At 62.6% G+C, this 14,314-nt stretch carries 12 protein-coding genes; 5 read left to right on the top strand and 7 right to left on the bottom strand.

Features of this window, described 5'->3' with window-relative positions; genetic code table 11:
• The first annotated feature begins 108 nt into the window (after window positions 1–108).
• From SB822_RS24855 to SB822_RS24845, 3 genes are read left to right on the top strand one after another with little or no spacing between them, the layout of a single operon-like run.
• On the top strand, window positions 109–1,284 hold the full coding sequence (locus tag SB822_RS24855; protein ID WP_410855844.1) for an efflux RND transporter periplasmic adaptor subunit: 1,176 nt from the start codon (window positions 109–111) through the stop codon (window positions 1,282–1,284).
• An 18-nt stretch (window positions 1,285–1,302) separates the two neighbouring features.
• A complete protein-coding gene (locus SB822_RS24850; RefSeq protein ID WP_410855843.1) occupies window positions 1,303–4,560 on the top strand; it encodes an efflux RND transporter permease subunit in 3,258 nt (1,085 codons plus the stop codon).
• Window positions 4,561–4,571: 11 nt separating this feature from the next.
• Window positions 4,572–6,116, top strand: coding sequence for an efflux transporter outer membrane subunit (locus SB822_RS24845; RefSeq protein ID WP_079501572.1), 1,545 nt, complete (start codon window positions 4,572–4,574; stop codon window positions 6,114–6,116).
• A gap of 519 nt (window positions 6,117–6,635) precedes the next feature.
• On the opposite strand, the gene SB822_RS24840 is transcribed toward SB822_RS24845, so the two are convergent.
• Window positions 6,636–7,547 carry a LysR family transcriptional regulator gene (locus SB822_RS24840; RefSeq protein ID WP_410855842.1) on the bottom strand — a complete coding sequence of 304 codons (912 nt, stop codon included), beginning with the start codon at window positions 7,545–7,547 and terminating at the stop codon, window positions 6,636–6,638.
• A gap of 87 nt (window positions 7,548–7,634) precedes the next feature.
• Entirely contained in the window at window positions 7,635–9,209 is a 1,575-nt protein-coding gene (locus tag SB822_RS24835) for an MFS transporter (protein WP_410855841.1), read from the bottom strand.
• Between the two features lie 343 nt (window positions 9,210–9,552).
• Between SB822_RS24835 and SB822_RS24830 the strand changes: the two genes are divergently transcribed.
• Window positions 9,553–10,194 carry a glutathione S-transferase family protein gene (locus tag SB822_RS24830; RefSeq protein WP_410855840.1) on the top strand — a complete coding sequence of 214 codons (642 nt, stop codon included), beginning with the start codon at window positions 9,553–9,555 and terminating at the stop codon, window positions 10,192–10,194.
• A gap of 105 nt (window positions 10,195–10,299) precedes the next feature.
• Here the strand turns inward: SB822_RS24830 and SB822_RS24825 are convergent, their stop codons facing one another.
• A complete protein-coding gene (locus tag SB822_RS24825) occupies window positions 10,300–11,112 on the bottom strand; it encodes an acetoacetate decarboxylase family protein (RefSeq protein WP_079501575.1) in 813 nt (270 codons plus the stop codon).
• Window positions 11,113–11,154: 42 nt separating this feature from the next.
• On the bottom strand, window positions 11,155–11,577 hold the full coding sequence (locus SB822_RS24820; RefSeq protein ID WP_410855839.1) for a tautomerase family protein: 423 nt from the start codon (window positions 11,575–11,577) through the stop codon (window positions 11,155–11,157).
• Window positions 11,578–11,790: 213 nt separating this feature from the next.
• Here SB822_RS24820 and SB822_RS24815 point away from each other — a divergent pair, with 213 nt between their 5' ends.
• Window positions 11,791–12,669, top strand: a complete 879-nt coding sequence (locus SB822_RS24815) for a LysR family transcriptional regulator (RefSeq protein ID WP_410855838.1) — start codon at window positions 11,791–11,793, stop codon at window positions 12,667–12,669.
• A gap of 57 nt (window positions 12,670–12,726) precedes the next feature.
• On the opposite strand, the gene SB822_RS24810 is transcribed toward SB822_RS24815, so the two are convergent.
• From SB822_RS24810 to SB822_RS24800, 3 genes are all read right to left on the bottom strand, one after another.
• Complete coding sequence (locus SB822_RS24810) at window positions 12,727–13,107, bottom strand: hypothetical protein (RefSeq protein ID WP_410855837.1); 381 nt, start codon at window positions 13,105–13,107, stop codon at window positions 12,727–12,729.
• A gap of 200 nt (window positions 13,108–13,307) precedes the next feature.
• Window positions 13,308–13,592, bottom strand: coding sequence for a hypothetical protein (locus tag SB822_RS24805; protein WP_236674172.1), 285 nt, complete (start codon window positions 13,590–13,592; stop codon window positions 13,308–13,310).
• Between the two features lie 246 nt (window positions 13,593–13,838).
• The gene (locus SB822_RS24800) at window positions 13,839–14,183 is read right to left on the bottom strand and encodes a hypothetical protein (RefSeq protein ID WP_007746400.1); all 345 of its coding nucleotides are present in this window, start codon (window positions 14,181–14,183) and stop codon (window positions 13,839–13,841) included.
• Window positions 14,184–14,314: the final 131 nt, after the last annotated feature.

The raw sequence follows: 14,314 nt of genomic DNA, 5'->3' as shown, positions 1-14,314 counted from the left end.
TCCATACTCGCGGCAACGCTGACAGCCCGCGAATGCAACGGGCTCGCGCAGGAAATCAATTCGACCGCTTCTTCAATGATCCATTTACATTGATAAGGATATCTATTCATGTATCCAAACCGAAAACGGATGACCGTCGCACTCGGTGCTGTCGCCTTCGTTGGCGCTGTCGCCGGGCTTGGCTATCTTCGCGGTCCGCTCAGCGGTCCCGTCGACACCGCCCATGCCGCCGATATGCCGCCAACCGCCGTCGAAGTCGATGTCGCGACGGTCCTGTCTCAGACCGTCACGGACTGGCAAAGCTACTCGGGACGGCTCGAAGCCATCGACCGCGTCGACGTGCGCCCGCTCGTACCCGGCACGATCGTCGCCGTGCACTTCAAGGACGGCGCACTGGTGAAAAAAGGCGACCCGTTGTTCACGATCGACCCGCGTCCCTATCAGGCGGAAGTCGATCGCGCGGCGGCGCAGCTCGCGGCTGCGAAAGCGCGCGCTGCGTATGCGTCGACGGATGCGGCGCGGGCTGACCGCCTGCTCGTCGACAACGCGATCGCAAAACGCGACTACGACGAAAAGCACAACGCGGACCGCGAGGCATCGGCGGCCGTCAAGGCGGCTGAAGCCTCGCTCGAATCCGCTCAGGTGAATCTCGGCTACACGAACGTGACAGCGCCCGTGACGGGCCGCGTGTCGCGCGCGGAGTTGACGGTCGGCAACGTCGTGTCGGCGGGCGCCAACGCTCCGCTGCTGACGACCCTCGTTTCCGTGTCCCCCATCTACGCGTCATTCGAAGTCGACGAACAAACCTATCTGCAGTACCTCGGCCGCGACCGCAATGCAAAGGTGCCCGTCACGATCGGTCTTGCGAACGAGGAAGGCTATTCGCTCAAAGGCACGATCAGTTCGGTGGACAACCGGCTCGACACATCGTCGGCGACCATTCGCGTGCGCGCCACCATCGATAACCGCGACGGCGCGCTCGTCCCCGGCCTTTACGCGCGCGTGCAAGTGGGCGGCGGCGAAGCGCACCCCGCGATCCTCATCGACGACGCCGCCGTCGCCACCGATCAGGCCAAAAAGTACGTCCTCGTCGTCGACAGCGCGAACAAGGTCCATTACCGCGAGGTCAAGCTCGGGGCGCTGCACGACAACCTGCGCGTCGTCGATTCCGGTCTCAAGGCAGGCGAACGCATCGTCGTCAACGGCTCGATGCGCGCCCGTCCGAACGACACCGTGCAGCCTCACGCCGTCGACATGGTCAATGCAGCACGCCAGCCGGCGTAACGGGACGAGAGACTCATCATGAACATCTCAAAGTTTTTCATCGACAGGCCGATTTTCGCGGCCGTGCTGTCGGTAGTGATCCTGCTGGCGGGCGTGATCGCGCTGACGAAATTGCCGACGGCGGAATATCCCGAAGTCGTGCCGCCTTCCGTCGTGGTCCGCGCGCAGTATCCAGGCGCGAACCCGAAAGTGATCGCGGAGACCGTGGCGTCGCCCATCGAGGAACAGATCAACGGCGTCGAGAACATGCTGTACATGCAGTCGCAGGCCAACAGCGACGGCAACATGACGACGACGGTCACGTTCAAGCTCGGCACCGACCCGGACAAGGCGCAGCAACTCGTGCAGAACCGGGTATCGCAGGCGATGCCGCGCTTGCCCGAGGACGTTCAGCGGCTAGGCGTGACGACCGTCAAGTCGTCGCCGACGCTCACGATGGGCGTCAATCTCGTCTCGCCGAACGATCGCTACGACCTGACGTATCTGCGCAACTACGCGCTCATCAACATCAAGGACCGCTTCGCGCAGGTGCCGGGCGTCGGCGAAGTCGTGCTATGGGGTTCGGGCGACTATTCGATGCGCGTGTGGCTCGATCCAACCAAAGTGGCGCGCCAGAACCTGACGGCTACCGACGTCGTCAAGGCGATTCGAGAGCAGAACGTGCAGGTCGCGGCGGGCATCGTCGGCGGCGCGCCGATGTCGACCAACATTCCGCTGCAGCTGAGCGTGAACGCGCAAGGCCGCCTGAAAACGGAGGACGAGTTCCGCAGGATCATCCTGAAGACGTCGTCCGATGGCGCGGTCACGCATCTGGGTGACGTCGCGCGCGTCGAGATGGGCGCGTCCGACTACGCGCTACGCGCTGGTATCGACGGAAAGAAGGCCGTTCAGATCATCCTCTTCCAGCAGCCCAATGCGAACTCGCTGCAGATTTCGGACGATATCCGCCGTCTTACAGCCGAAATGCAGAAGGACATGCCCGAAGGCGTCAAAGCCGAAATCGTCTACGACCCGACGCAGTTCGTGCGAGAAAGTATCGATGCCGTGGTGCACACGCTGTTCGAGGCGATTCTCCTCGTGGTGGTCGTGGTCATCGTGTTTCTGCAAACCTGGCGCGCTTCGCTGATTCCGCTGCTGGCGGTGCCCGTGTCGATTGTCGGCACGTTCTCGTTGATGCTCGCGTTCGGCTTCACGATCAACGCTTTATCGCTGTTCGGCATGGTGCTGGCGATCGGCATTGTGGTCGACGATGCGATCGTCGTCGTCGAGAACGTCGAGCGCAATATCGCGGCGGGCCTCACGCCGCTCGAAGCATCGTATGAGGCGATGCGGGAAGTGAGCGGCCCGATCATCGCGATTGCGCTCACGCTGGTCGCCGTGTTCGTTCCGCTTGCGTTCTTGTCGGGGCTCACGGGCCAGTTCTACAAGCAGTTCGCAATGACGATTGCGATTTCGACCGTCATCTCGGCGTTCAACTCGCTCACGCTGTCGCCTGCCCTCTCGGCGCTGCTGCTGAAGGACCATCACGCGCCAAAGGACTGGCTCACGCGCGTTATGGACCGCGTCTTCGGGCCGTTCTTCAATCTGTTCAACAAGCTCTTCAATCGCGGCTCCGACGTGTACGGCAAGGGTGTCGGCGGCATCATCAACCGCAAGCTCGCGATGATGGCCGTGTATGCCGTGCTGCTGGGCGGCACCGTCCTGCTGGGCAGGATCGTGCCCGGCGGCTTCGTCCCCGCGCAGGACAAGGACTATTTCGTGAGCATCCTGCAACTGCCCGCAGGCGCATCGCTCGATCGCACCGAGAAGGTGGTGAACGAAATGGGCGACATCGCGCGCCAGCAGCCAGGTGTCAAGCACACGACGGAATTCCCGGGGCTGTCGGTGACGGGCCTGATGAATTCGTCGAGCAGCGGCCTGGTATTCTCCGTGACCAACCCGTCGAAGGAGCGCGGCAAAGGCGAAAAGGCGGCCGACATCGTCGGCGGATTGAACACGAAATACGCGGGCATCAAGGACGCGGCCATTGCGACGTTTCCGCCGCCGCCCGTTCAGGGTCTCGGCACGATCGGCGGATTCAAGCTGCAGATCGAAGACCGCGGCGCGCTCGGCTATGAAGCGCTGAACAAGGCTACCCAGGCGTTCCTCGCCGCGGCGGCGAAAGCGCCCGAACTCGGCCCGTCTTTCTCCAGCTATCAGATCAACGTGCCGCAGTTGAACGTCGAACTGGACCGCGAGAAGGCGAAGCAACTCGGCGTGTCCGTGACGGACGTCTTCGACACCATGCAGATCTATCTCGGCTCACTGTACGTGAACGACTTCAACAAGTTCGGCCGTGTGTATCAGGTTCGGGCGCAGGCCGACGCGCCGTTTCGCGCGACGGCGGACAGCATCCTGCAACTGAAGACGCGCAACGACAAAGGCGAGATGGTGCCGCTGTCATCGCTCGTGAAGGTGACGCCGACTTACGGCCCGGAAATGGTGGTGCGCTACAACGGCTATCTCGCCGCAGACATCAACGGCGGTCCCGCGCCAGGCTACTCGTCGGGTCAGGCGATGGCGGCCGTCCAACGCATCGCCGCGCAGACCTTGCCGCGCGGCATCCGGTTCGAGTGGACCGATCTCACGTATCAGCAGATTTTGACGGGCAATACCGCGTTCTGGGTGTTTCCCATCAGCGTGCTGCTGGTGTTCCTCGTGCTGGCCGCAATGTATGAAAGCCTCACGCTGCCGCTCGCCATTCTGCTGATCGTGCCGATGAGCATTCTGTCCGCCCTGTTCGGCGTGTGGCTCACGCGCGGCGACAACAACATCTTCACGCAGATCGGCTTGATGGTGCTGGTCGGTCTGTCGGCGAAAAACGCGATTCTGATCGTCGAGTTCGCGCGCGAGCTGGAAATTCAGGGGCGCTCGATCGTGCAGGCCGCGATCGAAGCATGTCGTCTGCGCTTGCGTCCGATTCTGATGACGTCGATCGCTTTCATCATGGGCGTGGTGCCACTCGTCATCTCGACGGGCGCGGGCTCGGAGATGCGTCGCGCGATGGGCATTGCCGTGTTCTTCGGGATGCTGGGCGTCACGTTCTTCGGCCTGCTGCTGACGCCCGTGTTCTACGTGATCCTGCGCAAGCTCTCGGGTGGCAAGCGGCTCAGGGACAAGCACGGCCGCCGTCCGCACGTTCATGGTCCGGACGAGCGCGACGGCAACGAACATAGTGCGAGCGGCAGACCCGTCGCAGCGGATGCGAAGGTCCGCGAACCGGCCTTGCAGGATTAAGGAGCATCATCATGAGAAGCACATTCTGGAAACAGGGTTTTACCGGTTCGCTGCTGCTTGGCGCGCTGCTGGTCGCCGCCGGTTGCTCGCTGGCGCCGACCTACGACGTGCCCGCGACGCCGGGCGTCAGCGGCACATTCAAGGAAGCGCCGCCCCAACCACTTGCGGGTGAAGCAGTGGGCGCGTGGAAGACGGCGCAACCTTCCGAGGACGTGGCCCGAGGCGAGTGGTGGAAAGTGTTCGCTGATCCGAAGCTCGATGAACTCGAACAGCAGGCGCTCGACGCCAATCAGAATCTGAAGGCGGCCGCCGCGCGCGTGAAGGAAGCGCGCGCATTGAATCAGGCGGCGCGCGCGGGCCTGTTCCCGACGCTCGACGCGGGATTCGGCCCGACGCGGCAACGTGTGTCGGCGGCATCGCTATTCGAACCCGACGGCACGAATGTGCCGCAGCAAACCTTCTGGCGCGCGCAGGCCAGCGCATCGTACGAGGTCGATCTGTTTGGCCGCGTCGCGTCGAGCGTCGATGCCGCCAAAGCCGATACGCAACAAAGCGAAGCGCTCTATCGTTCGGTGCTGCTGACGCTTCAGGCGGATGTCGCGCAAAACTACTTTGCATTGCGCGAACTCGATGCCGAAGCGCAAGTTTTCGTGCAGGCCGTGTCCCTGCGTGAACAGGCGTTGAAACTCGTGCAGCGTCGATTTGCGGAAGGCGATATCACCGAACTCGATCTGCAACGGGCCCAGGCCGAGCTTGCATCAGCGAAGTCCGACGCGATGACGGTGCAGCGCCTTCGCGCGGCTTCCGAACACAGCCTCGCGGTTCTGCTCGGCCACGCGCCCGCAGAATTTTCGATGGAGGCCAATCCGCTCGAATCCGTCAACTTGCGGATTCCGCCTGGCCTGCCTTCATCGCTACTGGAGCGCCGTCCGGATATCGCTGCCGCCGAGCGCGGCATGGCGGCCGCCAATGCGCGCATCGGCATTGCAAAAGCGGCCTTCTTTCCATCGCTGACGCTGACGGGCACGGGAGGCTTCGAATCGGCAACGCTCGGCGATCTCTTCAAATGGAGCAGCCGCGCGTTTCTGCTGGGTCCGCTGGCGGGCACCGCGCTGAACGTGCCGATCTTCGACGGCGGCCGTCGCAAGGGCAATCTGGCTAATGCGCGCGCCGTCTATGAAGAGGATGTGGCGAAGTATCGCCAGCAGGTGCTCGTCGCGTTTCAGGAAGTCGAAGACAACCTCTCCGACATGCGCATCCTCGAAACCCAGACGCGCACTCAGGACGAGGCCGTCAATGCGTCGCAGCGCGCCGCCGATCTCTCCCGCAAGCAGTATGTGGAAGGCGCTGTGAACTATCTCGATGTGATCGACGCCGAGCGGACTGTTTTGCAGGCAAGACGCGCGGCCGTGCAACTGCAGGGCGTGCAGGCAGCGTCGACGGTCAATCTGATACGCGCGCTCGGCGGCGGTTGGGGTGATGTCGTTCCGCAGCCGGCCGCGCTGGGTGAAGCGGGGCATCCAACCGCGACGCAAACGACAGTCGCACAGAAGTAAGGCTTGATGGTGACAACTGTGAGCAGGCTTTCGCGTCGTACGCATCACTCCGGACTGGAAAGCAAGGTCGGTGTCGCAAGAGCGCAGACTTGTGTGACGCGACAACCTACACACAGTTTGCCACCTGGGCGGCAGCAACGATTCGCTGCCGCCAGCCTCTCTACGGGTGATTGAAGGAGGTGATGTGACTGGCAAGAGCGTTGGCAGCGGGTCTCAGCAAGAACGCCGCCGCGAACGGGACGCGGCCGTTGGGGGCCCGCAGGCAATAACAAGGATTGGCGGTGTTAGCCGCTTTCTTTTGCCTACTTTTCTTTGCGGCGGCAAAGAAAAGTAGGTGCCGCCCCGCACAGGGGCAACGCCTGAAGCACGTAGGCATAACGCGGATGCCAGCAAAAGCGAAAGCGAAAGCAAAAGCGAAAGACCAACGGCGTCCGCGCAGAACAAAACTCAAACATCCGGCAGCCACGCCCCCCGAAACCCTCAATAAACCCTTTATCGGAGAAATCGAAACACAAGCGCCTAGCGCCCCTCTCGCTGCAACGTCTCCGCGAGATGATTGACGACCGCGCGCGTCTTCGCCGCCATTTTCTGCCCGAGCGAGATGATCGCGTGCACGGGTGGTCCATCGACATCGGCATTCGGCAACAGATGCACGAGCCTTCCCGCCTTCACATACGGAAGCGCCACGCGATCGAGAATCTGCGCGACGCCGAAACCGGCGACGGCCGCTTCCACGAGCGCCTGTCCGTCGGCGAGCACCAGCACGGGCTGTGGCGAATACTCCCTGACAGCATCACTATCCTGCAACGTCCACGCGCGCAAACGTCCTGAAGGTCCACGAAAAACGATCGCATCGTGTGCAGCGAGCGCGCCGATATCGTGAATATCGCCGCGCCGTTGAAGGTACTCCGGCGACGCGTAGAGCCCGAGGCGCAGATCGCACAGCTTGCGCACCGTCAGCTCGCTATCATCGGGCAACGCACCGATACGCACGACGACGTCCCATCCTTCGCCGATGGGGTCCGACATCCGGTCGGTAAGCGCCACTTCGAGCGTGATCTTTGGATGCTTGTCGCGCAGTTGAATGAAGCTGGGAAGAAGTAGCCGGCCGAACCCCGCAGGCAGATCGATCTTGACGCGCCCCGCCGGCTCCGAGCGTCTCGACGCGAGCTGCTGCTCCGCGTCGCGTAAACCGTCGAGCGCCTGTTGGGCGGCCTGTAGATAGGTCTCGCCATCTTCGGTGAGGCGGACCGCGCGCGTCGTACGCTGGAACAGCTTCGTGCCGAGGCGCGCTTCGAGCCGCTGTACCGCCTTCCCGACATTCGACTTGCTGCTGCCTATTTCTTCGGCCGCGCGGGTGAAGCTGCCGCTCTGCGCGACCGCAACGAAGACCGCGATCTCATTGATCGGTGCATCTGCGCGTTCGTTCATGTGACGATCGATTGGCGTGGAATCGAGGGGTTCGGCCACTGTATCAGGTCCGTTGCAATTACGCGTGAGACAGCCGTGTGGTTCACGCTATGCGTCCACCGTTTCTTTCATCTGCTTCGCTCGCGCCTGCGCGTCGGGTTCGTCATTCTGACCGGGCGTGCGACTGAGGAATGCGAACGTCGCCACGGCGGATAGCAGCGTGATGACGATCAGCACATGCAGAAGGCGCGTGAATGCATCGGCGTAACTCATCGAGAGCGCGTGACGGGTGGCTTCCGGAAGAATCGCCGCCGCATGGATCATGTCGCCGGCAACGACGCGTTGTGCCGCTTCCGCGATTCGCGCGGCGACTCCAGCGTCCGTATCCGGCACCACGTGCATCAGGCTCGTGTTCGCCAACGCCGCAAGAATGGCCGTCGCGATGGCGAGCGCAATACCTTCACCCGCCACGCGCGTCGTGCTGAATATGCCTGCTGCCATGCCCGCGCGCTCTTTGGGCACGACGCTGACGGACAGGCCATCCATCAGCCCCCACGGCATGCCCGCGCCGATGCCGATCACCAGCATCGGCATCACGAGCGCGGCCTTCGCTCCGCTGAAGTCGACGAGGCTCAGCCAGTAGAGTCCCGCCGCGGCGATCAGAAAGCCGACACCGGACAGCACACCGGCCGATACCCAACGCGTGAACGATGCAACGAGAAGCGGCACCACCAGCATCGGCGCCGACAACGCGATCATTAGCACGCCCGCGTCGATTTCGCTGAGTGCTTCCGCGCCGATGAAGCGCAACGGCAGCATCACGACGAGCACGATATAGCAGTAACACGTCCCCACCGGCAAGATCTGCACGCCGACGAATCGCGGATAGCGAAACAGACTCAGTTCCAGCATCGGCCGCTTCACGCTGGTCTCGATCACGATGAAGGCAACGAGGAAAACGGCGGAAGCGATCAGCAGCAGGACCACGGGCGCGCTGTCCCATCCGCTCGCCGGCGCCTGGATGACACCGAACGTGAACAGAACGAGCGTCGCCGTGAAGGTGATCGTGCCGGGATAGTCGAGGCCCGTCGCGCCCGGATCGCGCGTCTCGCGCATGCGCGGCACGCCGAACATGAACGCAAGCGTACCGATCGCTGCGATGACCATGAAAATCGAACGCCAGCCGAAGTGCTCGATCAGCACACCCGCCATCAACGGCCCGAATGCGAGGCCGATACCGAAGCTCGTGCCAAGCAGGCTGAACGCGCGCGTGCGCGCATGTCCATCGAACTCCTGAGCAAGCGAAGCTGCGCCGCTCGACAGCGATGCGGCGGCGACCACGCCCTGTGCGCCGCGCAAGATGTCGAGCCATAACACCGACGGCACGAAGCTCATCGCCGCCGACGTCAGCACGAAACCGCCGAGTCCGACAACAAACAGCTTCTTTCGACCGAACTGGTCCGCGAGTGCGCCCGCTGCCATCAGCAAGCTGCCGAACGTCAACATGAACGCATTCGTGATCCAGGTCAGCGACGTGGCCGTCCCTCCAAGATCGCGACCGATTGCGGGAGTCGCGACAGCGCCTCCGGAGAAAGACAGGGGCAAGACTAACGCGGCGAGGCAAACGGCGGCCAGAATCAGCAGCTTGTTGCCCTCCGCGCCGTGAGACGAGGGAGTGCGCATGATCGGGAGAGAGGTAATGACAGGAGAGGAGCCGGGGATGCAACGCTGCATCACGGCTGATAGACAGGGGCCCGATTATGCGGCCCGATTCTCTCTCGATAAACAACCGCGCGGTATTCAGTGCGTCTCCCACGACGCGACAATCGAAACACGTTGCGCCCGCACAGAACCGCGTGACGTACGCATGCCCCTGCCGGATTGTCGCTTGCAAAGCGACTCAGCGACTCCCCTTCCCCCGTTTATCGCGCAACCGGAATTGCCCATACTTCGCTGCAACGGTGCCTACGACGGCGCCCCAACGAAACCCGACCCTGACCGGTCCGCGCTACAAGGAATGTCGACCATGAAGCTCTATATCGCCAAAGCAACCTGCTCGCTCGCCGTCCAGCTCGTCGCCAACGAACTCGGCCTCGCGCCGGAACTCGTGCACTTCGACGTGTTCGGCAAATCCACGTCGAATGGCTCGGCGTTCGCCGATGTCAATGCGCTGCTGTATGTGCCCGCGCTCGAACTCGACAACGAAAGTCAGGACGTCCTGACGGAAACGGTCGTGATCGCGTCGTACCTGGCGGACCAGCATCCCGGCTCCGATCTGATTCCGCAACGCGGGACGATCGAGCGCGTGCGCATGGATCAACTGCTGACGTTCGTCGCCACCGAGATCGCGCAAAAACACATTCCGCTGATGCGCAAACTGATGACGCCGGAAGGCATCGAATTCCATACGAACAAGCTGCTGTCGGCCTACGCCACGCTCGACAAGCGTCTCGCCGATGGACGCCCGTATCTGACGGGCGAGCAGTTCACGGTCGCCGACGCCTACGTGTGGGCAACGATGTGGCATGAGCGTTCGGGTGTGAAGCTCGACCATCTGAAGAACCTGATGGCCTATGTGGCGCGCGTCGAAGCTCGCCCGTCTGCGCAGAAGGCGCTCAGCGACGAAGCGGCCGTCGTCGGACGTCACGAAGAATTGCTCGCGGCATAACACCCTTTGCGTATCGCGCGATCAAATGCGCAACAAGCCACGCGGCCCGGAAGTCTTGCTTCCGGGCCGCGTGGCTTCGCGTCGACTACGATCGGATCGTCAGTCTCACGCAGCCTGCGTGCCGTCGCTCAGCGTCTTCAGGTCCGTCACCGTGTACGACATCGACAGCCGATAACCCGTGCCGACGCGCACGGGCGCGAGGTCGGAAATCTCTTCACCTTCGGCGACAGGCAAGCTCAGTTGTCCCTCGCCTGCCCACACGTCGGCCATGCGCGGGTCGTCCATGATCGACATCACGAGTTCGTGTACGGCGGGCGTCTCATGCTGCCCGGCAGCCAGTCTCGGGAAGTGACGCAGATTCACGATCGGACGTCCGGCGAGACTGACCGTTGAAGGATCGTCCACCTTGCCCGTCAACTTGACCTCTGCGCGCGCAATGCGCTGGCCCGCCGTCGATGCCGTCGCCGCAAATCGCGCGCCCGGCGCTACCTGCGCAGCAGCGAGGCTGGGTGCCGCGAACGTGCGCGTCTGGTGCACGGCGCCGAGGCGCTTCGGGAAGCCTTGAATCAGGCCGCGCATCATCGCCGAGTCGTTGTCCACGAAAATGTACGGGCAATATGCGACTGGCTGGCCTTCATACAACGCATCGACGAGCAGGAAGAACTCGCGATACTGATAGCGCGCCGGGTCCAGCAGTTCATCGTTTTGGCCCGTGAACTGCCAGTCGACGAACAGCGCCGTTGCGTGACCCGGCGACGACGGATCGACGCTCAGACCCGCCGGCAACGTCGCCGCCACAGCGGCAGGATCGGCCCAGAACTCGACGATCAGAAAGTCGCCCGAATAGTGCCACGGCGGCGGCGGCGCGATGCTCGACAGGCCACGGGGCGAAAGAGGAACGGCGTATTGCTTCGACATGATGTTCTCCAGAATCAGATTTGCGTAAGGCGGATGGATGTTTCAGGCGGCAGTGCCGGCGGCTGTCGAGCCGTCCGCTGCCAAAGCTGCGCTTCGTCCGGCGAGTCCGTTTCCTGCCGACCAGTTCTCGCCCGCCACCTCGATGAGGTTGATGAACACATCGGCGGGTTTGACGCCCGGGTTCTTTTCGAGCCGTGCAACGAGGTCTTGATAGAAGCGTTGCTTGTCGTCGGCTGAACGGCCCGCTGTCAGCGTGATCTGGAACAGCAGCACGTCGGACGAGCGCGCGAACGGAAAAGTCGTGTTGACGTGAAAGTTCGCGTCCTCGTGTTCGCTGACGGTCATGAAGAACGTCTCGGGATGCACGCCAAGCGACGCGTGCAGCGTTTCGTGGATACCTTCGAGAACAGCGGTGCGGTACGCGGCGGGCTTGCCGCTGCGCATCGAGACATGGGTCATTGGCATTTGAAGCTCCTGAAGTGCGTTTGCTTGAGATGAATCTTAGGGTTGCGCTTCGATAACAACAATTCATCACTAAGTATTTCTGCGATGATTTTCACCAATGATTGAAACCGCACTTTCTTGCTTCGCCCCGCCGTGTGGGTGGCATCGCGCTGCTACTGGGAAAAACCAGGCACTCGTCTATGATTTAGAAACGCGATGACTGGAGCCGCTAACATGAGCACCGATTATCAATCGACGACGCGACGCCTCGATCTCGACGACGTTCAGGCATTCGTGCTGGTCGCCGACCTCAGCAGTTTCACGCGCGCCGCCGAAGTGCTCGACATCACGCAATCGTCGATCAGCCTGAAGATGAAGCGGCTCGAAGAACGACTCGGGCGCCGCCTTCTCGAACGCACGCCGCGGCGCGTGCAACTGCTGCCAGAGGGCGCGGCGTTCCTTGCGGCCGCCCGGGAGTTGCTGAGCGCGCACGACCGCGCGCTGAATCCGACGATGCAGGCGCAACGCAGCCTGCGGCTGGGCATCATCGACCACACCGCCGCGGACGGGTTGATACCGTTGATTGCGCGCATTTCCGCGCAGGACCCCACGTTGCGGGTCGAAGTGAAGATCGGCGCATCGAGCGAAATGCTCGCCGGCTACGACGCGGGCGAACTCGATGCCGTCTTCGCGCGACGCGACGCCACGCGAAGGGACGCGGAAAAACTGTTCGTCGAACACTGCGGATGGTTTGCCTCGCCGCAATGGACGCACAGTCCCGGCGAGCCGTTGCGGATCGCGTCGCTGTCCGCCCCTTGCGGCGTGCGCGCGAACGCGCTGAAAGCGCTGGATGAAGCCGGCATCAAGTGGACGGAGGTATTTGTCGGCGGCGGCATCGGCACGGTGGGCGCCGCCGTGATGGCAGGTCTCGCGGTCGCGCCCATGACACGACGGGGATGCCCGCCGCGAGCCGTCGATGTCGGCAGCCGGCTCGGTTTGCCACCGCTCGCGCCGATCGAAATCGCCGTCTATACGCGCGTGCGGGATGCCGGCATGAGAGAAACGATCCGCAGCCTGGGCGCCGCGCTGCGCACGACGAACGCGTCGGCTTGACGCGGCCGCTTAGTGATCTGCTTAGTGACCTGCTTAGTGATCCGCTTCGTGTCCTGCCTACTTCGACGCACTGCGCCCGTCCTTCTCCACGCCGTCAGCCTGAGGACCATGCGCGGCGCAGGATTGAAGCGCGACGACGGCTTTCCTCGCGACCGCCATCGTTTCGTCACACACGGCGCGTCGCACTGACTTCGGGCAACCGCCGTTTGCGGCGATCTCATCGAGTGCGCCCCTGACTTTTCTGAGCGCGGCCTCCGGTGAGCCGGTATCGGCGATCAGCTTGGCGATGTTGAACACGCTGCCCGACGGCAATATCACGAAGTCGGGACAAGTGGACTCGGCGTGGACTGGCGTCGCAAGCAGCAACGCGAATGTCGCGGGAATAAGCCTGGGAACAAGCGCGGAAACACGCCCAATGGAGCGAGAGTTGATCGGCATGACGGGCGACCTCTGAATGGACATCGACGCTGTCGTCGGTTGAATCCGCGAGTCCGGGTCACCCTTTTTTGATCGTTGACTGGCAGCGCCGCGCAGATCGCATTTGCATCAAACGTTATAGCTGCGCATCCTTAACGATGGCTTACGCCCGCTGAACTTTTTGCTTTCTGTTTCGTCTGGCGTATTGGTTGACGCGTCCGTCAAAAGTGCGGGTGACATTCGAACGTGAGGTCGGCCTCGTGAGCTTCGAGCGCCCGCACGCCTCTGGAAGACTCCGACACGACGCTCGGCACCTCCCCGCGTTGCGCGCAAAAGTTGCTTGCGCTCTGCATGACTGCCTTGTGAGACCTCGCCCACGCCGCGCTGCCGCCCGCCGCCGATGCGTGCAGCGTGTATCGCCCCGCATCGCCCGTCTCGACGACGGGGCTGGAACTCGCGCACGCCTGCATCAGCAAGGGCACCAGCGCGAAAATTGCTGCACCCACGGGCCGCCTTCGCGCCACGACTGCAACGCGTTGCCTGACCAGATTAGTCAGACCTGACAGGACTTGATTGACTTCAAATGTATTCACGACAACCTCTAAGCTGAACGCTCGCACCTGCACGATGCGGTGCGCGACCATCGCGAAGTATGAATTGGCCCCGTCTTTCGATCAGCTATCGAAGTTGCAACACAGTGTTCGCCCGGTGCACGCTCCGCAATTCAGGCTTGACGTTTGCTCAAAACGTGCTCAAAGCGCTTCCTGACACAAGGACATCATCCGTTGCACCATCGTGCTCGCTTCGTTCAGTTCCATCTCGCTCGTAAAGAGCGCATTGACGCTGGACAGACGCACGGCGATGCCCGCGTCAAGCAGATCCTTGCTCGCGATCTTCAACGCGAACTGGCCGATCCGGACCCGGTCGAGCCAGTCCATCTTCACATCGTTCTTCGAGAGCCAGCGGCGGCAGCATTCGACGACATGATCGACGCGCCACTCCTGCGTCAGCGCGTACGACGCTGCCGCGGTGGCCACGAGGTAGCAAAGCAGTTCTGGACGCGCGCTGCCCGCGTCATTGAATTCGGGTTTGAGCATGGGTTGTGGACCTCAATTCTGTTCGGCCTGTCTTCAATACGTATGTGCTGTAGCACTGAAAACAACCTGCGCACATGGCAGACGGGGCGACTCGAATGAGCGCCCCGTCGCACCCGGTTCAGCGTGCGTAG

It is taken from the genome of Paraburkholderia sp. SIMBA_054, from assembly GCF_046534875.1.
In the GTDB taxonomy this organism is placed as follows: Bacteria; Pseudomonadota; Gammaproteobacteria; order Burkholderiales; family Burkholderiaceae; genus Paraburkholderia; species Paraburkholderia hospita.
The sequence above is the reverse complement of the archived record's forward strand: the minus strand, read 5'-3'. Positions and strand labels throughout refer to the sequence as shown.